Source organism: Proteinivorax hydrogeniformans, from assembly GCF_040515995.1.
Taxonomy (GTDB): Bacteria; Bacillota; Proteinivoracia; order Proteinivoracales; family Proteinivoracaceae; genus Proteinivorax; species Proteinivorax hydrogeniformans.
In genome coordinates, this window is record NZ_CP159485.1 from 1606478 (window position 1) to 1626100 (window position 19623).

22 protein-coding genes and 1 tRNA gene are annotated in these 19623 nt (G+C 36.3%); 7 read left to right on the forward strand and 16 right to left on the reverse strand.

Annotated features, from left to right (window positions below; all coding sequences use genetic code 11):
• Positions 1 to 66 precede the first annotated feature (66 nt).
• The 12 genes from PRVXH_RS07705 to PRVXH_RS07760 all read right to left on the reverse strand — a co-directional run bounded on the left by PRVXH_RS07705 (position 67) and on the right by PRVXH_RS07760 (position 8728).
• Positions 67 to 2163 (reverse strand): stage V sporulation protein D, encoded by a 2097-nt coding sequence (locus PRVXH_RS07705; RefSeq protein ID WP_353892209.1) that lies wholly within the window; start codon positions 2161 to 2163, stop codon positions 67 to 69.
• A gap of 18 nt (positions 2164 to 2181) precedes the next feature.
• Positions 2182 to 2553 carry a cell division protein FtsL gene (locus tag PRVXH_RS07710; protein WP_353892210.1) on the reverse strand — a complete coding sequence of 124 codons (372 nt, stop codon included), beginning with the start codon at positions 2551 to 2553 and terminating at the stop codon, positions 2182 to 2184.
• A 38-nt stretch (positions 2554 to 2591) separates the two neighbouring features.
• On the reverse strand, positions 2592 to 3518 hold the full coding sequence (gene rsmH / locus PRVXH_RS07715; protein WP_353892211.1) for a 16S rRNA (cytosine(1402)-N(4))-methyltransferase RsmH: 927 nt from the start codon (positions 3516 to 3518) through the stop codon (positions 2592 to 2594).
• Between the two features lie 11 nt (positions 3519 to 3529).
• The gene (mraZ, locus tag PRVXH_RS07720) at positions 3530 to 3961 is read right to left on the reverse strand and encodes a division/cell wall cluster transcriptional repressor MraZ (RefSeq protein WP_353892212.1); all 432 of its coding nucleotides are present in this window, start codon (positions 3959 to 3961) and stop codon (positions 3530 to 3532) included.
• A gap of 141 nt (positions 3962 to 4102) precedes the next feature.
• The gene (locus PRVXH_RS07725) at positions 4103 to 4252 is read right to left on the reverse strand and encodes a hypothetical protein (RefSeq protein ID WP_353892213.1); all 150 of its coding nucleotides are present in this window, start codon (positions 4250 to 4252) and stop codon (positions 4103 to 4105) included.
• A gap of 129 nt (positions 4253 to 4381) precedes the next feature.
• On the reverse strand, positions 4382 to 5254 hold the full coding sequence (locus tag PRVXH_RS07730) for a hypothetical protein (RefSeq protein ID WP_353892214.1): 873 nt from the start codon (positions 5252 to 5254) through the stop codon (positions 4382 to 4384).
• A 151-nt stretch (positions 5255 to 5405) separates the two neighbouring features.
• Positions 5406 to 5612: a copper ion binding protein gene (locus PRVXH_RS07735; RefSeq protein ID WP_353892215.1), complete on the reverse strand. Its 207-nt coding sequence runs from the start codon at positions 5610 to 5612 to the stop codon at positions 5406 to 5408.
• A gap of 11 nt (positions 5613 to 5623) precedes the next feature.
• Positions 5624 to 5887: a metal-sensitive transcriptional regulator gene (locus PRVXH_RS07740; protein WP_353892216.1), complete on the reverse strand. Its 264-nt coding sequence runs from the start codon at positions 5885 to 5887 to the stop codon at positions 5624 to 5626.
• A gap of 131 nt (positions 5888 to 6018) precedes the next feature.
• Complete coding sequence (lgt, locus tag PRVXH_RS07745; protein WP_353892217.1) at positions 6019 to 6753, reverse strand: prolipoprotein diacylglyceryl transferase; 735 nt, start codon at positions 6751 to 6753, stop codon at positions 6019 to 6021.
• A 35-nt stretch (positions 6754 to 6788) separates the two neighbouring features.
• On the reverse strand, positions 6789 to 7709 hold the full coding sequence (gene cysK, locus PRVXH_RS07750) for a cysteine synthase A (protein ID WP_353892218.1): 921 nt from the start codon (positions 7707 to 7709) through the stop codon (positions 6789 to 6791).
• A 40-nt stretch (positions 7710 to 7749) separates the two neighbouring features.
• Positions 7750 to 8181, reverse strand: coding sequence for an Rrf2 family transcriptional regulator (locus tag PRVXH_RS07755; RefSeq protein WP_353892219.1), 432 nt, complete (start codon positions 8179 to 8181; stop codon positions 7750 to 7752).
• 133 nt (positions 8182 to 8314) lie between these two features.
• Positions 8315 to 8728: an OsmC family protein gene (locus tag PRVXH_RS07760; protein ID WP_353892220.1), complete on the reverse strand. Its 414-nt coding sequence runs from the start codon at positions 8726 to 8728 to the stop codon at positions 8315 to 8317.
• A gap of 94 nt (positions 8729 to 8822) precedes the next feature.
• Here PRVXH_RS07760 and PRVXH_RS07765 point away from each other — a divergent pair, with 94 nt between their 5' ends.
• The 3 genes from PRVXH_RS07765 to PRVXH_RS07775 all read left to right on the forward strand — a co-directional run bounded on the left by PRVXH_RS07765 (position 8823) and on the right by PRVXH_RS07775 (position 11163).
• Positions 8823 to 9263 carry a DMT family transporter gene (locus PRVXH_RS07765; protein ID WP_353892221.1) on the forward strand — a complete coding sequence of 147 codons (441 nt, stop codon included), beginning with the start codon at positions 8823 to 8825 and terminating at the stop codon, positions 9261 to 9263.
• A gap of 111 nt (positions 9264 to 9374) precedes the next feature.
• Positions 9375 to 10769, forward strand: a complete 1395-nt coding sequence (locus tag PRVXH_RS07770; RefSeq protein WP_353892222.1) for an ISLre2 family transposase — start codon at positions 9375 to 9377, stop codon at positions 10767 to 10769.
• A gap of 319 nt (positions 10770 to 11088) precedes the next feature.
• Positions 11089 to 11163 (forward strand) — tRNA-Arg (locus tag PRVXH_RS07775).
• Positions 11164 to 11208: 45 nt separating this feature from the next.
• On the opposite strand, the gene PRVXH_RS07780 is transcribed toward PRVXH_RS07775, so the two are convergent.
• On the reverse strand, positions 11209 to 11904 hold the full coding sequence (locus PRVXH_RS07780) for a DUF421 domain-containing protein (RefSeq protein ID WP_353892223.1): 696 nt from the start codon (positions 11902 to 11904) through the stop codon (positions 11209 to 11211).
• Positions 11905 to 12042: 138 nt separating this feature from the next.
• On the opposite strand from PRVXH_RS07780, the gene PRVXH_RS07785 reads away from it, so the two are divergent.
• Positions 12043 to 12252 (forward strand): hypothetical protein, encoded by a 210-nt coding sequence (locus PRVXH_RS07785; RefSeq protein WP_353892224.1) that lies wholly within the window; start codon positions 12043 to 12045, stop codon positions 12250 to 12252.
• A gap of 44 nt (positions 12253 to 12296) precedes the next feature.
• Here PRVXH_RS07785 and PRVXH_RS07790 read toward each other — a convergent pair whose 3' ends face one another.
• Positions 12297 to 13325, reverse strand: coding sequence for a CehA/McbA family metallohydrolase (locus PRVXH_RS07790; protein ID WP_353892225.1), 1029 nt, complete (start codon positions 13323 to 13325; stop codon positions 12297 to 12299).
• 117 nt (positions 13326 to 13442) lie between these two features.
• On the opposite strand from PRVXH_RS07790, the gene PRVXH_RS07795 reads away from it, so the two are divergent.
• The gene (locus PRVXH_RS07795) at positions 13443 to 14471 is read left to right on the forward strand and encodes a M42 family metallopeptidase (protein WP_353892226.1); all 1029 of its coding nucleotides are present in this window, start codon (positions 13443 to 13445) and stop codon (positions 14469 to 14471) included.
• A gap of 202 nt (positions 14472 to 14673) precedes the next feature.
• Here PRVXH_RS07795 and PRVXH_RS07800 read toward each other — a convergent pair whose 3' ends face one another.
• Complete coding sequence (locus PRVXH_RS07800; RefSeq protein ID WP_353892227.1) at positions 14674 to 15537, reverse strand: NAD(P)/FAD-dependent oxidoreductase; 864 nt, start codon at positions 15535 to 15537, stop codon at positions 14674 to 14676.
• Positions 15538 to 15860: 323 nt separating this feature from the next.
• Between PRVXH_RS07800 and PRVXH_RS07805 the strand changes: the two genes are divergently transcribed.
• Positions 15861 to 17255, forward strand: a complete 1395-nt coding sequence (locus PRVXH_RS07805) for an MATE family efflux transporter (protein ID WP_353892228.1) — start codon at positions 15861 to 15863, stop codon at positions 17253 to 17255.
• Here PRVXH_RS07805 and PRVXH_RS07810 read toward each other — a convergent pair.
• Positions 17252 to 17977: a hypothetical protein gene (locus PRVXH_RS07810; protein WP_353892229.1), complete on the reverse strand. Its 726-nt coding sequence runs from the start codon at positions 17975 to 17977 to the stop codon at positions 17252 to 17254. The genes PRVXH_RS07805 and PRVXH_RS07810 overlap by 4 nt on opposite strands.
• Before the next feature lie 74 nt (positions 17978 to 18051).
• Between PRVXH_RS07810 and PRVXH_RS07815 the strand changes: the two genes are divergently transcribed.
• Positions 18052 to 19590 (forward strand): polysaccharide biosynthesis protein, encoded by a 1539-nt coding sequence (locus PRVXH_RS07815; RefSeq protein ID WP_353892230.1) that lies wholly within the window; start codon positions 18052 to 18054, stop codon positions 19588 to 19590.
• Positions 19591 to 19623: the final 33 nt, after the last annotated feature.

Consider the following 19623-nt stretch of genomic DNA (forward strand, 5'->3'; position numbering starts at 1 on the left):
TTACTCCCTACTATTAAACCACAATTTCGCTTTAATTAAAAGAGACAGGATTAACCTGCCTCATCTTTAATGCGGTGGAGCAAAGTTAACTGTAATAGTTGAGCCAGCTTCAACATCTTCTCCAGGAAGCGGGCGTTGCTCCACAGCCAGACCGCTTCCAACAGCCTCTAGGTTTAAGTTTAACAAGTCCAAAGTTTGTTCTGCTTCCCTTATGGATTTGCCTATTAAATTAGGGACAGACACTACATTTTCTCTTTGAGATTGTTCGTCACCTGTATAAACGATTATTGTGCTATCAATTGGTATCTCAACACCTGCTTTGGGCGTCTGATCTATGATATAATTTCCTTCACCATAATGTTTTAAATTAAAACCTACATGTTCTAAGGTTCCTCGTGCTTCTTCTAAACTAAAATTAACTAAATCAGGCACCACAGCCATTTGAGGCGCTTCCTCTTGACCTTCCTCGTAGTTTCTAGGTATCTCCATGTACTCTAAAACACCTTCCATAATATCCTTAAACAGTGGAGCGGCAATTTGCGAACCCCATTGTGGACCATGGCTGGGTTCATCTACCATGACATATAACACAACTTGAGGATCTTCTACAGGAGCAAAGCCCACAAAAGAACCAATTATTGCATCATCTCTGTAGCCACCGTCGGGAGAGATTTTTTGTGCGGTTCCTGTTTTGCCTGCGATTGTGTAACCTTCTATGGCAGCAAACCTACCACTTCCATTTTCAACTACGCTAGTTAATATCCCTTTCATCTCAACGGCTGTTTCTTCGGAAAAAACTGTCCTTACAACATTAGCCTCTTTTATATCGACGGTTTGCCCGTTGGCATCTCTAAACTCCTTTGCTAAATGCGGCTGCATCAGCTTGCCTCCATTAGCAACAGCCGCTACCCCCATAACTTGCTGTATCGGTGTTACTGAGTTTCCTTGACCAAAGGAACTTACCGCTAAGTCCACTTCACTCATGGTTTCTGGATTAAATAATATCCCTGTAGATTCACCAGGTAAATCTATACCTGTTTTTTGACCAAAACCTAGTCCATGTATGTAATGGAATAATCTTTCTTTACCTAATTCTAGCCCCAGTGTCATCAATCCAGGGTTACAAGAGTTTTCCGCAACTTCGGTGTAAGTTTGCGAACCATGCCCCCTCGAACGCCAACACCTAATCCTTCTTCCTCCTACAAGCTTACTCCCTGAGCATGAAAACCCCGAAGTAGGGGTGATTATATTTTCTTCCAGCCCTGCGGCTAAGGTCACTATCTTAAATGTAGACCCAGGCTCAAAGCTGTTTGAAAGCAAAGCGTTTCTCCACGTAGATTGCGGATAATCGGCATAGTTTTCTGGGTTATAGTCTGGTTTGTTAGCTAAAGCTAACACCTCTCCAGTAATAGGGTCAACTGCTATAACAGAAATCCCCTTAGGTTCGTATTTAAGCATTGCTTTTGTCATTTCAGTTTCAACTATATGCTGAATCGTTCTATCTATAGTAGTTACCATATTTAATCCATCTTCTGGTGGTATGTATCTCTGTACTCCATCTGGTAGCTCTCTGCCTCTAACATCAGACTCATAAACTATATGACCTGGCTTTCCTGCTAGTTCGTCCTCATAGTATGCCTCTAACCCTTCTAGACCTTCATCTATTCCTGCAAAGCCTAAAACATGGCTAGCCAACTTGTCATGAGGATAAAACCTCTTACTTTCCATTGTAGTTCTTATCCCACGTAAATTAAGTTTTTTTACCTCTTGAGCAACCTCATCGCCAACACGCCTTTGAACATAAACTTCAGCTGCATGCTTGGTTATCCGTTCAATTACAGCCTCTTTTTCCATATCCAAAACTGGTGCCAGTTGAGTTGCTACTTCTTCAGGGTTTTCTATTTCTGAAGGTATAGCAACAATAGTTTCAGCTGTTGCACTTCCTGCTAACAGATCGCCATTTCTGTCATATATTTGCCCCCTTTGAGGCCTTATAATTAGCTGGCGATTCCATTGGTTTTCCGCTTTTTCTAAATAAAAATCTCCTCGAACAAATTGCACCCAAAACAATCTAACAACTAAAAGACTAAATAAAAATAAAAATCCTGCAAAAGTAACCATCATCCTTTTTCTAATCGTTACATTAGAAAGTTGTTCTTTCACATTTTATCATCCTCACTTTTAATTGCTTTGCTCTGGGGAATGACGAACAACTTTAAACTCATCTGGTTGAGGCAAAACTAAGTCTAGCTCTTCCATTGCCACCCTCTCAACTCTGGAAAGAGAACTAGCTCTAGCAACCTCAATTTGCATGCTATTTCTCTCGTCGATAAGTTGATTTCTTTGAGTTTGTAAGTTGTTAACCTCTCTTGACATAGCGACCAAGTTAGCATGCCCATATACTACACCGACAGACATTCCTACCATTATTAGTATCAACATAGCGTTTTTGAATATAGGATGGACTGGCCCCTGATTGTTTTTAGTAACCTGTGATGTTTGGCTTTTTTCATTTCCCCAGTGATAAACCTGTTTTTTTCTTTCAGCTACCATAATTTTTATTCACTCCCCCCTAAATTTAGAACTTTTATCTATAATCGTTCTACTGCTCTTAGTTTTGCGCTTCTAGCTCTGTGGTTATTTTCCAATTCTTCTTCGCTCGGCATTATTGGCTTTGTTTGTACAAGTTTTACTTTTGGCTCATTTTTACATACACACATCGGTAAATCCTTTGGACAAATGCAGCCCTTAGCCTGTTCCTTAAATATTTTCTTTATAATTCTATCCTCAAGCGAGTGGAAGGTGATTACTGCCATCCTACCTCCTGGCTTTAAACATTTCAAACCGTTTTCGACTCCCCTTCGCACCACTGCCAGTTCATCATTTACCTCAATTCTTATAGCCTGAAATGTCCTTTTAGCTGGGTGTGGACCCTCTCTCCTTGCTGCTGCAGGTATAGCTCCTTTTATGACATCCACTAATTGCAATGTAGTTTCGATAGGTCTAGCTTTTACTATAAAGTTAGCAATCCTTTTTGCCCATTTTTCTTCACCATAATCTTTTATAAGCCTACCTAATTCTTCCTCAGAATAACTGTTTACAACATCGTAAGCTGATAATGAACTATCTGTATCCATCCTCATATCTAAAGGTGCATCATTATTATAACTAAATCCTCGGCTAGCTTCATCAAGTTGTGGTGACGACACTCCTAAGTCATAGCATATACCATCAACTTCTTTTATCTTAAGCTTCTGTAACTCCTTATCAATAAACTCAAAGTTACTTTTGACAGCAATAAACTTCTGTTCATATTCGCTAAACTGTTTTAAATTATATTGTATTGCTGTTTGATCTTGGTCTATACCAATCACTTTACCACTTGGCCCTATTAACTTTAAGATTTCTCTGGTATGCCCTCCACCACCTAAGGTGCAATCCACATATATACCATCTTTCTTTATATCCAGCTGCTTAATCAGCTCATTTTGTAACACTGTTTTATGTTTAAACTCCACGAATTATCCTCCTAGATATCAAATTTGCCAATTTCCTCAGCAATTTGATCAAATGATTGTTCAGCTTGTTGACTATATTTTTCCCATTTTTCCTTACTCCAAACCTCAACACGGTTAGAAACCCCTATAATAACTGCTTCTTTTTCTATATTTGCATATCTGCGTAGAGTTTGTGGTATTAAAACTCTTCCCTGTTTATCAATTTCACATTCAGTGGCTCCAGAAAAAAGAAATCTTACAAAAGCTCGAGCATCTCCTTGGGTAAAAGGTAAGGACTTTAACTTTTCTTCCATGTTAGCCCACTCATCTTTAGGATAAACAAATAAGCAATTATCCAGTCCTCTAGTTATAATAAAACCTTTGCCAAGACCCTCGCGAAACTTAGCAGGTATTATAACCCTTCCTTTTCCATCTAAGTTATGAAAAAATTCACCAAGAAACATGCCTTCACCCACTTTCGCTCCACTTCGACCCACATCTAACCACTTTTATGTATCTTCTACCCACTTAACTCAAAACCCTTCTTTTTTTGGAATTTTCCCCAAAAAAAAACTAGTCCATTAGGACTAGAAAAGGTAAGGCAATTAATTTAAAACTTCGGAGGTTTCACTATCTGTTGTGGAACTTATTACATCTTCACCACACTTTGGGCAGCTAAAGCCGTTATTTTGCTGAACCATTCCCTGCAATCCACAGCTTAAACACAAAAACTCCATAACCTCCACTTTTGCCAAAATATATCGCCTCCCGTTTTTAAAAGTTGGACTTCTTATTTAGTACATTCTAAACCACAACTCAAAATTCCTTCTTTTTCAGAAAATTTTTTATATATTATAATTTATTATATTTTATCCAATATTGTGCTAGTTTATTCCAATCATAACGTTTTCTTGGTGAAATTCCCGTAAATCGGACTCTCTAATGAATTTTATAACGTTCTCTCCCTTTTCAAAGTAATTCTTATCAATAGAAATAAATTGATAACCTTCGGACTCGTTAAAGTAAACTCTAGTTAAATTTTTCCTTTGTTGTATTGTAACCACTTCACCGCCAAAAACATACATGCACAGTTCATCTTCCGGAATTATCTCTTCTGAATATATGTCTGTTTTAGCTAAAATTGGAACAGTTGATGAATCAGCTATCACAAAGTTTCCCAATTCATTATTTGCGGTGTATTCTTCCCCCTCTTTTATTAAAGTAAATTGTACCGGTGTTGAGTATATGTAATCCTCCTCACTTCCTAAAACAGAATTAGTATCTGCATCTAAGAAAATATATGTTATCGGCCCCTCCCCCAGTGTCTCTTTACCAAAGGTCACAAGCTGATAGCTTTCATGATTTTTTTTAAGCTCGACATAAACTTCCCTTTCTGCCTCTGAAAAATTCACATTCTTAATTTTAGATCCAACAGCGTAAATTCCAATATCATTAAAGTGGTTGACACTTGCCGGAAGAACATTTTCAATTCCGTGATGCGATAAAATATTGTGGTCATAATTTACCCCTCCAGCAACAAAAAATTCTGGGAAGTCGTCATTATGTTGACCATACCACTGTTTCTTTAAAACTTCATTATATTGAATTTCTTCAACGTTGTTTGAGTCTGAAACTAAAAAGTTTGCAAAAGATACTATTAAAAATACACCTACAATCAGCAAAACTAAAATCCCCAGTCCATATAATAAAACGTTATTCTTATTTAAGTTTATTACAGCAAAAAATTGTCCTCTCAAATTTCCCACCTCCATTAACTATTTATCTAATATTTATTTGCTATCTCTTAAAACTAGAACAAAAAAACATCACCTATTCTGTGATGTTTTATATCTACCAAGTATTCTGATTGATACTAGCATTAAAAAAAGGGCCCAAAGGCCCTTAACTTTATATAACACTGTATCCTGCATCAGTAATTGTATTTATTAATTGTTCCCGTGTTACTACATTTTCATCGTAGTTTATAGTAACTTCACCTAACTCAAGATTAACATCAACAGTTTTTACTCCGTCTAATTTATCCAATGCCTTTTCTACTGCCGCTTTACAGTGTCCACAAGACATTCCCGATACACTAAAAATAACTTTTACCATTAACCTCACTCCTATTTTAAAAATTTTCCCATAACATCTAAAAGTTCCTCAATAGCCTCTTCTTGATTATCATTGTCAAAGGCCTGTGCTACGCACCCCTTAGTATGTCCTTCTAAAATCATAAGACCAACTTTATTTACCCCCGCTCTTACCGCTGCAAGTTGCGTGAGAATATCCACACAATACCTCTCATCGTCAACCATCTTTTGTATACCCCTCAACTGACCTTCAATCCTCTTTAAGCGATCCTGTAGCTTCTGCTTTTCACAACCCATTTAAGAATTACCCCCTAACGGTATAGGTATATGTTTCATCTTATAATTTATACCTACTTTTGTCAAATATTACTGAAATATATAAAATATCCAGTCTAACCGCCTATTTACGTGAAAGACTGGACAAATTTTTAGTTAGCTTTTTTCTTCCTATTAAGATAGTAATATATCCCTACGCCAATTACAATAAGAGCTATACTAACTAACTGAGCTGTGCGAAGAGGACCTATCATAAGACTATCAGTTCTTAACCCCTCTATAAAAAACCTGCCAAACGAATACCCTATAAGATAAAAGGCAAAAATAGAACCTTTAGCTAACTTTTTCTTGCGTAGCATTAACAGTCCGCCTAAGACAATCAAATTCCACACAAATTCATAAAAAAATGTCGGGTGCCTATAGGCACCATCAATATACATAGCCCATGGAAGATCAGTTTCCACACCATAAGCCTCTTGATTAACATAATTGCCCCACCTACCAATAGCTTGAGCCAATATTAGACCAGGCACTACCACGTCTGCAAACTGCCAGAAGTTTATTTTTTTTACTTTAACAAAAATGTACGCTACTAATACACCGGCCAAAATTCCGCCGTGTATAGCTAGCCCACCTTCCCAGATAGAGAAAACTCTAGATAAGTCTCCTCTATAAGCTTCTAAGTTAAAAAGAACATAATAAACCCTCGCCCCTAAAATCCCTACTGGGAGGGCGATAAGCAAAAACTCATCAAAAATATCCGGGTCAAGCCCATCTCTCTTGCCTAAAGTCTTTATTAAAAATAACGCCACTAATGCACCGAAACCTATTATGATTCCATACCAATATACCGGAATCGGGCCTAAGTTAAATGCTACAGGATCCATAAAATACCACCTTCTATATATTTTTTATACTATTTTTAGACAGTCTCATATAAAGGAGTAGATAAGTATCGTTCACCATTATCAGGCAAAAGAACTACGATATTTTTCCCCTTATTTTCTGCGTCCTTTGCTAAATCGATAGCTACAGACAAAGCCGCTCCTGAAGAGATACCTGTTAAAATACCATGGTTTTTAGCTAACCAACGACTGGCTTCAAAAGCAGTTTGGTGCCCGACTTTCGAAACTGTATCAATCACTTCTTTACGAAGAACTTTAGGCACAAACCCCGCTCCTATGCCCTGTATTTTATGCGGACCAGGACTTCCTCCAGATAACACTGGTGAGTCTTCTGGTTCTACTGCTATAACCGATACATCACTTAATTTTTCTTTTAAAACCTGGCCTACGCCGGTTATAGTTCCTCCTGTTCCTACTCCTGCAACAAAATAGTCGATTTCACCATTTGTATCTTCTAAAACTTCCATTGCAGTTGTCTCTTTGTGAACCTGAGGATTAGCTTCGTTGTAGAATTGACTTGGTATAAAAGAATTCCCATCTTCATCAGCTAGTTTTTCCGCTCTTTCAATCGCCCCTGGCATTCCCTTTTTACCCTCAGTTAATTCTAAGTGGGCGCCAAAAGCTTTTAACAATTTTCTTCTTTCAACACTCATAGTATCAGGCATAGTCAGAATTAGCTTATACCCTTTAGCAGCTGCAACCATAGCCAAGCCCACACCTGTATTACCCGATGTCGCCTCAATGATAGTTGTTTTTGAGGTACTTATAATTCCATCTTTTTCAGCTTTTTCCAGCATAGCTAAAGAAATTCTATCCTTTACACTTCCTCCAGGATTGAAAAACTCCAGCTTCGCTATTAATCGGCCTTGAAAACTCTCATCTTTGATTTCCACCATCGGTGTTTTTCCTACTAAATCGTTTATACTTTTATAAATCACCTAATCATCTCCTAAATTAAGATTGTTGTCTTAATCAGCATTAAATATGATACATTAACTGTTGACCTTGGTTTACTTTTTCACTTAACTCTTCAAAATTAGTACCGGAGAGCACTTTATAAATTTGTTTTTCAAGCTCACTCCATATAGGTAAAAAACAGCAAACATCTTGCGTTTCACAGTTATCATCAGAGCACGGAGTAGTCACAAAAGGGCCATCAGTCAAAGCAATAACATCAGCTACAGTTATGTCTTTTGGATTTTTTGCAAGAGAGTATCCTCCCTCCGCCCCCCTCTTACTTTTAGCAATTCCACCCTTTTTCAAAACAACTAAGATTTGTTCTAAGTATTTTAAGGGAATACTCTGATTTTTAGCAATTTCTCCAATTTGTACAGGTTTTCCCTCTTGATGTTTCAAAGTTAATTCCAGTACAGCCTTACAAGCATAATCTCCCTTGGCAGAAATTTTCATCTCATCACCTTCTCTATCATCTATATATACTTGGTATGGTCATAATTATATAACTTCATTATTAATTAGTCAACACACTAAGAACTTAGCCTTTTAGGCAGCTATATAGCTTTTATATCTAACAAGCTAAAATCTAAGTGGTTTCTATTTCCCACTCATATTTAAGCTCTGCAGTTGGAACAAACATGTTAGATACACCACAATATTTTTCTTGTGAAAGCCTTACCGCTCTTTTTACTTTTCTTTCGTCTAGCTTACCACTAAAATAATATTTTATTGTAATAGTTTCGTATGTTCTAGGATGTTCTTGCCTTCTAACTCCATCTACTTTAATCGAGAGTCCCTCTAGCGGCTGTTTCATTTTTTTAAGCATTTGTACAACATCCACTCCCGTACATCCTCCAATGGCCATTAAAGCCATTTGAGTTGGCCGTATTCCATCACTTTGTTGGGGATTCATGTCAACTGTGTTGCCTGCACTATTTTCACCAACAAACTTCATTTCTCCACGCCATTTAACTATAGTTTCTACTTTATCGTTACTCATTTTATTATTAAACCTCCATTATATTTTGATGATATATAGATAATACTACAAAAGTAATATGATTTAAATATTATTCAGCGAGGAGTGCTTAAAAGTGTTAAAAAGTATTTTGCCATTATTGGTTGCAGCTTTAAGTGGTGCAGCAATGACATTTCAAGGCACAGTCAATTCTGCCTTAGGTAAAAAAATTGGAGTAATAGAAATGGCATTAGTGGTACATGGTGTTGGTTTGGCAGCTAGTATTATTGCAGTGGTTTTTTTTGGTGCTATGCCAAAGTTCACTTTAGCTAAAACCCACCCCCATTACTTCTTTATTGGTGGTCTGTTAAGTGTCGTCATAATTGTAGCTGTTGCTTTTACAATTGCTAAAACTGGGGCAGCTTTAGGAATATCTGTTATACTTATTGCACAACTTGTTACCGCTGTAGTGTTAGATCACTTTGGAATCTTTACGTTAGAGCGTATCCCCATAGGAGCCACAAGAATTATTGGCACGGTCCTAATGCTTATCGGAGCAAGACTGTTAGTAAAATAGTTAGTGTAAAATTATTGTAGGATTTAAGCAGGAAAAATACTTTTAAAAAAAGAAGAGGAACCTCAAAATTCTCCACACGAGAATAATCCTAACAAAGGAGTGAGGTTCCTCATGGAAATAATTCGCGTAATAGAAGAAAAAATCCTTCATGTAACTGAAAAAGTTTTAGAAACTCTTGAAGGAGGTATTGACTACAATACTTTTACTAAAGAATTAAAAAAGGAACTAGATGGTCTTGGTGTAGGGATAATGCAAGAAGTAATTGAAGCAATGGATCAACAAATAGTTAAAGATAAAAAAGAACGAAAGGACTGGGTCATAGAAAGAAAAGGCGACTATAAAAGTATACTCACCCCTTTTGGTGAAATGACCTATAAACGAACATACTTTAAAAACAAAGAGACTAAGAAATATTCCTATTTAGCAGATGAAAATGCTGGCATAACAGCACATATGAGAATAGAACCTACTTTAAAATCCGAGTTGCTTGAAGCTACTACAAAGCTTTCGTACGAAAAAGCAACACAGGAACTAAGCCGATATAACTCAGAGTTAAAGTTAAGCAAACAAACAGCTGCTAATACAGTAAGAGACTTTAAGGCAAAAGATTATGAGATCCCTTGTGATAAAAAAGAAGTTCCCACACTTTATATAGAAGCCGATGAAGACCATTTATCAGTACGCTCTAAAAGGGGAGCACAAGCTAGACTAATCTATGTTCATGAAGGCGTAAAAGAAGTTAATGGTAGGCGTATGCTAATAAATCCTAAGTATTTTACCTCTATTGATGAAAAGCCGGAAGACTTTTGGTTTAGAGTCTGCGATTTCATATATTCCCAATACGATGTTAATTGTATCAATGATATTTATATACTAGGCGATGGAGCAAAATGGATACGCTCAGGGCTGGAATACATTCCTAGCTCCACGTTTATCTTAGATAAGTTTCATTTATCTAAATACATCATAATGGCTACAGCTCATGCTCCAAACTTAAAGACAAAGATTTATAAAAACATAAAGAAGCTAGATAGAGAGGCTGTCTTAGAAAACTTAAAAGAAGCACTTGCAAAGGCAGATAGCAAACCAAGGAAAAAGAGAATACAAAAAACTATAACCTATATTAAGAACACTTGGGATGGTATAAAGGCATCAATTGAAAATCCAGAGATAGGGTGCAGTGCCGAAGGGCATGTGAGCCATGTTTTATCATCCCGTTTGAGCAGTCGCCCTATGGCTTGGAGTCTAAATGGGGCAAAAAAAATGGCATCTATGCGAGCTGTGGAGGCAAACAAAGAGCAAGTTAAAGACCACTACCTAGAAACTTATAAGCAAAAAGACAATAAAGTAATTGAATTGACAACTGAAGTTAGGAAACAGTTAAAAGATTTAAAAACGAGAAAAAAGATTGGCAAAGAAAGTTTTAGTAATGTTCCAGTAATGGAATATGGAGTAAACTTAACAAGAGTAGCGCTAAGAGGCCTTAATAATAAAATTAGCATTTAAACTAAAATGTTCTTGGTGAGCCCGGAGGTTACAGTAGTGGCGCCGCAGGGAAGCCTTGGCAGACGGGGGCCCGCCTGTGGTATAATGTCCTATACCGATGGGTTGGAAAAAAATGTAATGTCCTCGGAGCCGCCCATCGGTTTTTAAACAAGAACCACAGGCGGGGTGGATGTCAAGGCCGCCACGGTCTTGTTAAATGTTATATGTATTGTGGAAGTGAGGTTCCTTTTTTTAACCTACAGTGTCTTGACACTATCAGTAAAATAACAGTTCTTGCTTTTTTTAGAGTTTATGGTATACTATATAATGTTATTTTTAAGCGCCTATAGCTCAGGGGATAGAGCACCGGTCTCCGGAACCGGGAGCCCAGGTTCGAATCCTGGTAGGCGCACCATAATATGTTTATAAAATTTAAGCCACCTTTATTAGGTGGCTTTTTTTATGGAACCTCTCTTTCTATATCTTTTTTGCAAATGTAAGTGTTTTGTTGGGAGTCTATATGTGCATAAAGGACATCGTTAATTTCATACCCTTCTTTCTGCACTAAACTTTCAAGCCATTTCAAGTCTTTTTTTGCACGCTTTAAATTTTCACTTTGAATTTGCCCATCTAAAATTAAGGGAAGTGGAAGTCCAGTCACCGGCGGCCTGATACCAATATCTTCGGGGGTTAAAGGCCTTTTGGTAGGTTTTAAAATCACACTTAACTCGCCGTTATTTTCAAGTATTGCATACTGTACATCAGCGATATTAGAAACATCTTTTTCACGCAACTGCGAAACAAGGTCCGTAACACTATAACGCAGACGTTCTATTTCTTTCCCTAATATTTTACCATCTTCCACAATAATACTTGGCGTGCCTTCAATAGTTTTCCTTAACTTTTCACTTTTAAGAGTAACAAAAGACAATAGCATCTCAGCACCTACTAAAGTCGCTATTGGAATAATACCTATGTGCAGTGGTATTGTTGTATCCTCCATGGGTATAGCAGCAAGTTCAGCTATCATTATTGCGACTACTAGGTCAAACAAAGATAATTGCCCTATCTCCCGTTTGCCCATAAGCCTCATCATCAATAAAACTATAGAATATAGTAAAGCAGATCTAAAGAATACATTTAGTGCTTCAGGCATTATTAAATACCTCCAATTTTACATATCCTTTAGTATTTTTGCCTTAATAATTACCTGCTATACTATCTTTTTTTATGTATAAATTTACAAGTATTACACAAATTAAATATAACCCAAATAAACAAAGGAGGGCGTACGTTGACAAAAAAAGATAGTCACAGAACTAGATTTTGTGCTCCAAAAGACTTGGGTTATGATAGTTATAGAGGTACTGAGTTTAGTCATGAGCTAGATGTTCCACTTAATCACATGCGAAAATTTAGAAATCTTGGAGCAACCTATAGTCACAAAAAAAGAGGATCTAAAGTCAAACTAAATATCTATCCTAGTGATACTTTTAATTATTAGTACTAGGCGTTAAGGTCAGTTTACCTTTAAACTGGCTTTTTTTATTATTCTCTTATATATATATTATTAGAAAAAATCCACGGACTTTTCCCTAACCAAACCTCTACCCTATAAACCCCACAATCAGTTATACTAACAGAGGCCTCAGAAGTTTCCATAAGTTTAGAAAAAGTACTGCCGTTTTTTATTAGATATATATCTGCCTTTTTATTCTCAGGAAGTTTTATATCTGCAGTTAAACCCTGAGCGAGCTGTAACTCACTGCCAATTGAATGCACTTGCTTATCTTTTTCACTTTGAATAAAATACTTAAACCCCTCAGCTTTTTGATAAACTTCAAATGCAAAGTAACTCCTACCTCTTTTTATGGAGTCTAAAATTATCCATTCAGCTTTATTTGCATCCTTCGGCAGCTTCTCATCGGTTATAACATAATTATTGAGAGCGTTAAAAAGTTGTTTATAAGACAAGATTTCCCATATACCAATTTTGGGACTGTGTATATCAGTACCTGCTATGGCAAAAACCTTTCGCTTTTGACTAACTTTATCAAAAATTCTCATACTTTCTGGACATGGTCCAGTAATGGGCTTGTATGGTGTGAACAATAAATTCTTCAAAGCTTGTATTTTACTGCTTATACCGTCTTTCCATTGAGAGCAATAGTTCCAAACCTCAATCCCATCATATCCATCTACCTCCCAATCAGTCCAAGGAAAGTTTGCACCATTAAACATTATTTTTGAACCTTTTTCACAAGGATGAGCTATAATCCCCACACCATTTTGTTCTTTTACTTTGTTTATTACCGACTGAGGGTTATCGCAATCTTCTTTAACTTCTTCATTTATGCCTAAAGCTAAATAATGATGTTTCTTTTTATTTAGCTCAGTACCCATAATTAAAAGTAAATCATCATAGTACCCCGTTTTATCAAAATCAAAACAACTATGATCTGTTATACATACAAAATCTAAGTTGGCTTTATTAGCTATTTCCGCTATTTCATCAACACTTTTTGTTCCGTCGGAAAGGGTTGAGTGCACATGGATATTACCTCGATAAGTGTACATATAGGAACCTCCTTTTTAAAATAATCATATCATACTTTTTTTATTTAAAAGTAAAATTCTTATATAATGCATCAATTTATGTTATTATAAAGGAAATTAAATTTTAGGAGGGGTCAAATGAATTTCGATAGCAGCTATACTGTCAACACCTTAATTGAGTTATGTAATACACCGTCTGTGACAGGAGATACAACCTCTATTCAGCAAAAAATTAAAGAAGAAATTAAAAGTATGGATGTCCCTGTAACAGAAAATAATAAAGGGGGGATTATAGCAACTATCTCTGGAAGGGCGGAAAGTTCTATATTAGTATCTGCCCATGTTGATACTTTAGGTGCCATGGTTAAGGGTATAAAAGGAAATGGCAGGCTGACAGTCAGTCCTATTGGAAGTTTTGATTTTAATAGCATAGAAACTGAAAATTGTGTTATACATAGTGCAGAATCAGACTTTAACGGCAGTTTTGTTACAACTAAAGGTTCTGTGCACATCCACGGCGGGGAAACAGCTAAACAGTCAAGAGACAAAGACACCCTTGAAATAAGACTAGATGAAGATGTCTCAAGCAAAGAAGACACCGAAAATTTAGGAATATCGGTAGGAGACTTTGTTTCCTTTGACCCAAGAGTTATAAAAACTTCTAACGGTTATATAAAATCTCGTCATCTTGATGATAAAGCTGGAGTAGCCATTATTTTACAAACTATCAAGAGCATAAAAGAAAGAAACATCACACCTAAAAAAACTATTAAGTTTTTCATCAGCAATTACGAAGAGGTAGGTCACGGATGTAGTCATATCCCAGAAAACACTGAAGAGCTAATAGCTATTGATATGGGCGTCGTAGGCGAAGGTCAACAAGGTAATGAACACAGCGTTTCAATATGTGCAAAAGACTCTTCAGGCCCCTATGATTTACAAATGAGAAGAAGCTTCGTTCAAATTTGCAAAGAAAATAATATTCCCCATAAAATAGATATATTTCCTTACTATGGTTCGGATGCCAGTGCTGCTTTAAGGGCTGGAAATAACATTCGTGCAGGATTGATTGGCCCCGGAGTAGATAATTCTCATAGCTACGAAAGAACTCATCTAGATGCCTTAAAAGCAACTTTTGAGCTTTTGTTCCAATATCTTACAACCTAGTTTGGTATAGTTATCCCTTCTTTATTTAACAATAAAGGTATGAGGAGGGATATGTCTATGATGTTATTTCGTAGAAAAAAACCTAATAATAAGAAGTGGATGCTTATGGCAATCCCATTTGCGACGCTTATGATCGGAAAAATGATGAAAAGAAAGTAACTCCTCATAAGCAAAACCAGGTGTTTTATAAAATCACCTGGTTTTATTTATTTTTTTGCTTTAATCCATCTAGAAATGATACAGCTGATAAACCTGCTACTTGGCCTTCACCCACAGCTTTAGCCACCTGCAATGGCTTCCCTGTACAGTCACCAGCTGCATACACACCCTCTATATTAGTAGCCATATCACGATCGACTTTTATTGCCTTTTTGTCAAACTCTAAACCTGCTATCAATTGAGATGGCTGTACAGATTCACGTAAAAAGAAAATTCCATCAACATGCAGTTCTTGATCTTCTAAGACCAAATATTCAGCTTTAAGATTCCCTTTTACCTCTTGAGGTTTCTGTCTTATAATGTCGATGTTTTCAGCAAGCTTTAAATCCCCCTTATATAAAGGTATATAATAGACCTTTTCCGCAAGCTCAGCTAAAAAGTTAGCTTCTTTTTCGCCCTCATCCATGGTAGATACTATGGCCACCTTTTTACCCTTAAACAGCGGTCCATCGCATGTTGCGCAGTAACCTACACCTTTTCCTAAAAATTCTTCCTCTCCTTTTATCGCCCTAAACTTTGGCAGCCCAGTAGCTAAAATTAAAGCTTTTGAGTTATACGCATCTTTTTTTGAAGAAAGGGCAAAGCTATCATCCATTTGATAAATCTCTAGTATCTTTTCATTTTTTATGGTCAACTCATAATTTTTAAGGTGTTGACAAAATTGATCCAGTAAAGTGGCTCCGTCTGTGTCTGGAAATCCTAGATAGTTATCCATATGAGCTGCTTTGTGCAAATCGGTAGTTTTCGGATCTTGAGCAAATAGAATCACGCTTTTATTTCTAATTCTACAATTTAACGCAGCAGATAAACCAGCCGGGCCTCCTCCAATTATTGCAACATCGTACATATAAAGTCCCTCCTATTAACTATAAATGGGAAGCCTTACAAAAGACTCCCCTAAGGCGCACATTATTTACATTTACTGAAGTTTTTACACTCACATTGAGGGCATTTTCTTGGCCTTTCCTCCCCTTTATGCTTGTGTCCACAGTCCACACATTCAAGCTTTGGCATATATACACCTCCCCTGAGGATGGTTTGCTTTTATAGTATTACACTTATTAAAGGAAGTTAGTCTAGTGATTAAACTTTTACTTAAAATGTCATTGTTAACTTTTATTTGCAATGTTATGATAGTTTTATATTTGAGAGCGGAGAGGACATTATCTTATGGAAAAACTTAAAATACATAAAGCTACAGTTCTACTTATAGCAAGTTATGCCTTGCCAATTATAATAGAAACATCTTTACAGATGCTTATAGGCTGGGTCGATACTATAATGATCAGCAGGAGATTAGGGGAATTTTCATTTAACGGAGTTGATACAGCAAACTCCTTGTTAGGAATCATCACTTTAGTGTTAATGGTATTAGTTACAGGTAGTAGTATACTCATAGCACAGTATGTGGGAGCAAAAGACAAAGAGAAATCTAGCCAAATCGCAAGGCAATCTATATTATTTATGGTTATATCTAGTTTAGTTCTTATGATACCGCTTATATTTTTAGGTAAAAACTTACTAAAGTTGATGCCTATCGCCAATGAGGAAATAATTTCTCAGGCCCACATCTATCTTCGGTATATAGTATTATTTTTACCAATACAGGCGCTAATGATGCTCTTAGGTGGAATAATTAAAAGTACTGGAGATACAAAAAGACCGATGTTTGCCATGGTTGGAGTTAACATAGCAAATACCGCTCTTAATTATTTTTTCTTATACGGAATACCCTTTATAAACATCGGTGGAAACTCAGGCATAGAAGGTCCAGCTTTGGCAAGTGGCATTTCTAGGTCTATCGGTTTGGTCTTTTTAGTTTATATTGTCTACCAAAAAAACTTTGCTTTATCTTTAAAACTGAAAGAAATATTTAAAGCCAACCTAAAAATTCTAACTGAAATCACGACCGTCGGTATCCCAGCCGGTTTAGAGCAAATTTTTTATCGTGGAAGTATGTTTTTGCATAAGCTAATAATCATGTCAATGGGATCTAGCGTCCAGGCTGCAGCAGGTTATTCTAGCAGAATTGAAGGAATATCATTCATCCCTATTTTCGGATTGAGTATGGCGGTTTCTATCTTAGTTGGACAGAAAATTGGAGGCAAGGATATTGAAAAAGCTAAAGAAATAACAGATACCTCCGTAAAAATATCGATTGCTTTCATGATTTTTGCTGGCCTTACATTTATTATAGGAGGCCCCTTTATTCTTAGAATCTTTACCCTTGAAAAAAACACAATAGCAACTGGAACCACAATACTATATATGATTGCTTTTGCCCAACCCGCTAAGGCCATCAACATGTCTCTAAATGGTACTTTTAGAGGTGCAGGTAATACAAAATGGGTTATGTGGGTAACATTTAGCGGCACCTTATTTGTTTGTGTAGGTCTGGGCTTTTTGCTAGGAATTGTACTTAACTGGGGGATTTACGGTCTGTGGGCAGCAGTTATTTTAGATGAGTGGCTAAGGGCAGCCATAAATTGGTACCACTATAAAACAGGAAACTGGGCATCTTATCGATTGGTAGATTCAAAACATGAAAAAGTAAAAACTGCTTAAACATGCAAATGATAATTTACGCCTCCACAAAATATTTCCATGGGCATGTCTTGGTTTAATTTCACAAGTACTTTATCCCCTTTTTTTGCAGGGATTAAATAAGGGTATTTTTTTATAAAGCATACATCCCCAGATTTTAACGATAGTTCAGTCTTGACTTGGCTATCGTTTTTTTCATTTTTCTTCCACGCCCCTCTCCTCTCTCCATAAACAACTTTTGGATAGTTATAAACCTCACAGCTTATTCCTCTAAAACCCACTTCTTCCAAAAATAGTTTTCCTTTATCAAAAGAGGTTTTTATTGTATGATTGAGGTTTTTATAGGGCAAAAGCACAAAATGCGAGGTATTTATCGCTTCTAAAAGATTAAACCCAGCCCAATCTTTCCGCTTTAAATTATAAAGAATTACCCCTTTATAGTAATGAAAAGGCTCTGAGTATCTTTTTTCCCACCATACCTGCAAGGCATTAAATAATTTCTTTTTATCAACGTGTCTTTCTCTTTGAACGCAAAAAAGTTTTTTAGCACATCTCATCTCCATTAACTCAAAATCTATATATTCCTCACCATAATATTTTAATTTATGATCTCCAATAGCGACTAAAAGTGAACCTTCATATTCTCCTACTACTAAGCCGAGCAAATTATCATAACAGTCGTAAACTTCTAACAATCCTAATCCCTCCCTATAGCTTATAGTTGTTACTTTAGAATTCAACATTTTTTGATTTTCTCCTTCTAAAAGCATATATTTGTTTTCGTTTAAATATCTTTAGTTTAGGGAGAGGATAGAATATGAAAAAATCATTATTAAGACAAACTTTTTTGTTGATGTGTGCTTCTTTATTTGCAAGATTTTTAGGTATGCTATATCAAACAATATTGTCCAGAACTATTGGACCACAGGGTTTAGGTCTATATCAAATGACCTTTACTGTATATTCAGCTTGTCTCACATTAGCCACTATAGGAATGACTCAAAGCCTGTCAAAAACAACTTCAGAATTTATGGCAAAAGGTGATTTTAAAAATGCACAAAAAAACTTTAGATTAACTATAACTTTAGTGTTTGTAACATCCTTGTTTATCGCTTTGTTTGTGCTAATTTTCGCTCCAAATATAGCAATGATTTTATACGATGATGCAAGACTTATACTACCCCTTAGATTTATAAGCATTTCGATCTTTTTTGTAGCTCTTTCCCAAGTGTTTCAAGGTTATTTTCAAGGGCAAAAAAATATGCTTCCAACGGCCACTTCACAAATAACAGAGCAAATATTTAGGTTACTGTCAATACCGCTAATAATAGTCCCCTTGCTAAAGAGAGGAACGGTGGCAGCTGCTTCTGGAACAGTTTTAGGTATGGGAATCGCAGAACTCTTTGGTTTTTTAGTACTGTTTTCTTTTTATCTTTTTTCATCCAAAAAAATAAAAAAACAGGGATCCTATCAAGAAGAAAAAGCCGCACACCAGTTACTTAAAAATTTGTTTATGTTAGCAATCCCTATCGGACTTGGCAGCCTAGTGGCAACTACTAATTATTCCTTAGGGAACTTAATAATTCCACGAGCATTGAGGTTGGCAGGCTACACACAAGAACTGGCCGTAGAATCTTTAGGCTATTTTAGTGGAATGGCTTTGCCGCTAATTTTCTTTCCTACTGTCTTTAGCTTCCCCATTGCTGTAAGCTTACTACCAGGAATTTCTGAGGCTATAGAGCAGAAAAACCACAGTTTAGCTCGGATTAGAATTAAGATGGCGAGTAAATTTACCATTTTATTGGGTTTTTCTGTAGCGCTCGTACTCAGTTTATATAATTATCAAATACCTTACATAATCTTTGGATACAAAGAAGCAGGTTCTTATTTAACCGTTTTAGCTATATCATGTATATTTATTTATCCACACCACATCTTTACCTCAGTTCTACACGGACTTGGACGCCCAACCTTAGCACTTAGAAACCTCATTATTTTAACAGTCCTCAACCTAAGCTTACTATTACTGTCAGTTAGTCGTATTGGTATAATGGGTGCCGTGTGGACATTTGCCCTTGTCAACACCTTCTCTTTCTTTTTAGATTACTTTACTATAAAAAGTGTTTTCTACTTTAAGTTTGAAATTTTAAATTGGTTTATAAAACCGTTAATCTGTGCACTTTTTTCTTATAAAGTATCAGATGTATTCCTGCCAACAGAGTCATTCCAATTAACTCAGCTGCTTGTAAACCTTATAATCACAAGTGGCCTGTTCGGGGCAACGCTGCTTTTCACAAGAACAATAAAATTAAAAGAGATAAAACCATTATTTCAGATATTAAACTTTAGAAAATAGTATCCATCAGTAGTTAAAAACTAATCAAAAGTC

Bases quoted from the DNA above. Each gene is read 5' to 3' on its own strand.
- PRVXH_RS07710 (WP_353892210.1), bottom strand. From the start codon at position 2,553: ATGGTAGCTGAAAGAAAAAAACAGGTTTATCACTGGGGAAATGAAAAA.
- mraZ (WP_353892212.1), bottom strand. From the start codon at position 3,961: ATGTTTCTTGGTGAATTTTTTCATAACTTAGATGGAAAAGGAAGGGTT.
- PRVXH_RS07735 (WP_353892215.1), bottom strand. From the start codon at position 5,612: ATGGTAAAAGTTATTTTTAGTGTATCGGGAATGTCTTGTGGACACTGT.
- PRVXH_RS07740 (WP_353892216.1), bottom strand. From the start codon at position 5,887: ATGGGTTGTGAAAAGCAGAAGCTACAGGATCGCTTAAAGAGGATTGAA.
- lgt (WP_353892217.1), bottom strand. From the start codon at position 6,753: ATGGATCCTGTAGCATTTAACTTAGGCCCGATTCCGGTATATTGGTAT.
- PRVXH_RS07755 (WP_353892219.1), bottom strand. From the start codon at position 8,181: ATGAAAATTTCTGCCAAGGGAGATTATGCTTGTAAGGCTGTACTGGAA.
- PRVXH_RS07760 (WP_353892220.1), bottom strand. From the start codon at position 8,728: ATGAGTAACGATAAAGTAGAAACTATAGTTAAATGGCGTGGAGAAATG.
- PRVXH_RS07770 (WP_353892222.1), top strand. From the start codon at position 9,375: ATGGAAATAATTCGCGTAATAGAAGAAAAAATCCTTCATGTAACTGAA.
- PRVXH_RS07780 (WP_353892223.1), bottom strand. From the start codon at position 11,904: ATGCCTGAAGCACTAAATGTATTCTTTAGATCTGCTTTACTATATTCT.
- PRVXH_RS07790 (WP_353892225.1), bottom strand. From the start codon at position 13,325: ATGTACACTTATCGAGGTAATATCCATGTGCACTCAACCCTTTCCGAC.
- PRVXH_RS07795 (WP_353892226.1), top strand. From the start codon at position 13,443: ATGAATTTCGATAGCAGCTATACTGTCAACACCTTAATTGAGTTATGT.
- PRVXH_RS07800 (WP_353892227.1), bottom strand. From the start codon at position 15,537: ATGTACGATGTTGCAATAATTGGAGGAGGCCCGGCTGGTTTATCTGCT.
- PRVXH_RS07805 (WP_353892228.1), top strand. From the start codon at position 15,861: ATGGAAAAACTTAAAATACATAAAGCTACAGTTCTACTTATAGCAAGT.
- PRVXH_RS07810 (WP_353892229.1), bottom strand. From the start codon at position 17,977: ATGTTGAATTCTAAAGTAACAACTATAAGCTATAGGGAGGGATTAGGA.
- PRVXH_RS07815 (WP_353892230.1), top strand. From the start codon at position 18,052: ATGAAAAAATCATTATTAAGACAAACTTTTTTGTTGATGTGTGCTTCT.